Genomic DNA, 3,109 nt, shown 5'->3' with positions numbered 1-3,109 from the left:
CGCCAGACGCTCTTTGTGCGGTATTGCCTAAAGATTGGAGGAAAACTTATGAAGAAAAAATTTATGAAGCGAGTGATCAGCATACTTCTGTCCGTTGCTATACTGTGCTGTGCTGCCGGTGCGGAAGGATTGCTTATCAGTGCAGAAAACCGCTATGACATTACCTTGACCATTACATATCCGAGATCAGGAGAGGCTCCGGAGATACCGTCCGATTTTGAAAGCCTTTCTTCTCTGGATCTCACCTATCTTGGGTGCGAATGGAAAACTGCCGATGATACGGAACAGTGGGACGACGGCACAGAATTTATCGAGTGGATGTATACATTTGTGAACAGCAGGAATTATAACAGCCTGAACACTTTTGAAGATGGGATCATGTACCATCAACGCACCTATTTTAAGATCGCAAATGTTTCTGTATCCGGCGAAGATGAGGCAGCCGTCACTCTGGTGGACTCTGCAACAAATCAGCAATTTAATTCATCTGAAGTCTATCTGATAAACGGCGAGGAGCTTATCAGCGAGCTCGGAGGAGCAGTAGCTTTACCTTCCGGTATAACGGCAAACGATTCATTAATGTATATTGACACAGGTGCCCTAATTGGCTCACCTTGGGGACATATGCATACCGAAAGCTCTGAATACACATTTGACGATCAGAACCATTGGAAGGTGTGTCCGGAATGCGGAATCAAGCTGGTAGATACCGTTTGTAATCACAGCAGTTCTTATGGCATACTTGAAAGATGGACATCTACACAGAGTGCAACTGAAACACGAGAAGGCATTTGGCAGAAAACATGCAGTTCCTGTATGTATGCATACGACACTGTAACATCTCCTGCTGTTTCTGAGCAGACCATTGTTTCCAGCTACGAGGAATTACAAGCAGCACTTGCAAAAGGCGGAAAGCAGTGGATCACCTTAAAGAAAAAAAGTTCCGAAAACACATGGATTTATCAGGAAGATATGGAAAGTGATGATATGCTGGTTCTGGATGATCCAGATGCCGACATCACGATCGACCTGAATCACTGCAGTGTGATTCGGGATACAGGCAGATACGATAATGCCTTGTTCGACATCCGGCAGGGCAAGCTGCGGATCTTCAGTACACAGCTGACGGGCATTCCGGCAAATGATTGGAATATGCAATTCCGGAGTGCAGCATATACGTCCTGTTTGTTCCGCGTTGGAAAAAATGGTGCCCTGCATCTGACAAATATAAGTGGTGCTACGCCTTATCAGGGCATGGCTTATGGACAGCCCATGATCATTTCCGAAGGCAATCTGCAAATCGATGGCGGGCATTACCGCAATATGATCGACACGTTCTCTCCCGACAAAGAAACGCGCGGAGCAGCAATTTTGATCGATGGCGGCACCGCGGTTATCAACGGCGGCAAATATGAAGGCACGGCATGCGGCGTGGCTGTACGGAATGATGCTCAGCTGACTGTAAATCATGGATATATCGGCAGTTCGGATACTGGCTTGTACATTGGAGGTAGTGCAAATGCAGTAATCAATGACGGAGAATTTGACCGCTATGAAACAACTTCCTCCTCTTCCAAATCTCAGAATTGTGCTGTGATGATGGAAAGTTCTGGTGATCTGACGATACACAACGGTAACTTTTACGGAGCAAAACAGGGTTTGTTCCTGAAATCGGCAGGACAGGTTACCATTTGGAACGGTTCTTTCAAAAGCAGGAATCCCAGAGAAGCCCAACAGGCAGCTATGGTGATTTCCGATATGGAAAACATGAATGTCACAGTCTACAACGGGACATTTTCAGGGACAACCGGAATACGGTCCAACGTAAAATTCTCGTTGAAAGACATTCTTCCGGACAAGAATGGCAATGGCATGAAAGCTATGGATAATGGTGTGGGGATCGATCTCAACACAGAAGCATTCATATTTGGCGAAAACCGTCTGACGATTGAAAAATCAGTTCCTATAATCACGAAACAACCTCAGGATGTAACGTTGATTTCGGGCAATGATGCAAGGTTCTCTGTAGAAGCAATTGGTGCCGTGCGTTATGAATGGGAAATATTTGATGTAGAAGATGAAACACAGCAGCCCTATTCCAGAGAAACTGTACTGGCACACTGCTCTGGTGTCAACAGCTTTGAAGAAAGTACATTTCAGATCTATGGCGTTAGCTCCTGGTTTATGAATAAGGCAGTACATGTATGGATCAAAGGCAAGGACGGCAGTGTCACCTCTCACACAGCATATTTTAACATCATTGTCAAACCTCCTGCAGAAGTATCTCAGCTTAAAAACGTGATCGTTGCTCCCGGCGGCACTACGTTTTTCACTTTTGAAACTTTGTATGCAGATGAATTTCGCTGGTATTTTACCAATTACGAATGGGATCAGATAGATAATGAAGAACTGTTGGAATATAAATGCGACGGTCGCACATTGACGCTGTACAATGTTTCTGAGTTTTGGGACGGAGAAACTGTTTATTGTGATGCACTCAATGAATTGGGGTCTATTACCTCGGATAAAGCAGTTATCACAGTAGGTGTTGCAGGCGATGTAAATACAGATGGGAAACTGACCGCTGCAGATCTGGTAATGCTTCAAAAATGGCTTATCCAATCCGGATCTATCAACAATGGCCGACTTGGCGATTTGGACGGTAATGGTATTCTGAATGGTATCGACTTGACGATGCTTCGAAGCCTGCTGATCCGCTGACTGCAAGCAAATAAATCAGAGCACACCAGGAAAAAATACACAGACAGTGATTTTCCCCCTGATGCTTGTTTGAAAAATTCGTACATTTGTCAAAACACTCATAAATCACATAAAGGCAACACCGCACAAGTTCTGTGTGGCGTTGCCTTTACTTTTTTACACGGCATTCCTTTTCAAGCAACGGGAAGTGAATCCTTCAAAAATATTGTTTTTATCACGAGGAATGTTGTAAAATTTATACATGATTTTCTTGCTTTCAGCAATCCGTACAAATTCTCTGAAATCAGGATTTAAAGATGGGATCCCCCGCCTATTCGGGGAAAAGCAGTTCGGAGCACCAAATCCGGATGTAACTCAAGGATCACCCCCGCCTATGCGGGGAAAAGTC

At 44.6% G+C, this 3,109-nt stretch carries 1 protein-coding gene; it reads left to right on the top strand.

The annotated features are described in order from the left end of the window. Positions 1–378 precede the first annotated feature (378 nt). Positions 379–2,721, top strand: a complete 2,343-nt coding sequence (locus RUMCAL_RS09800) for a dockerin type I repeat-containing protein (protein ID WP_169726005.1) — start codon at positions 379–381, stop codon at positions 2,719–2,721. The last annotated feature ends 388 nt before the right edge of the window (positions 2,722–3,109 follow it).

Origin of the sequence: Ruminococcus callidus ATCC 27760 (assembly GCF_000468015.1) — a bacterium.
In the GTDB taxonomy this organism is placed as follows: Bacteria; Bacillota; Clostridia; order Oscillospirales; family Ruminococcaceae; genus Ruminococcus_C; species Ruminococcus_C callidus.
Note: the sequence above shows the minus strand (reverse complement) of the source record. Positions and strands in the feature narration are given on the sequence as shown.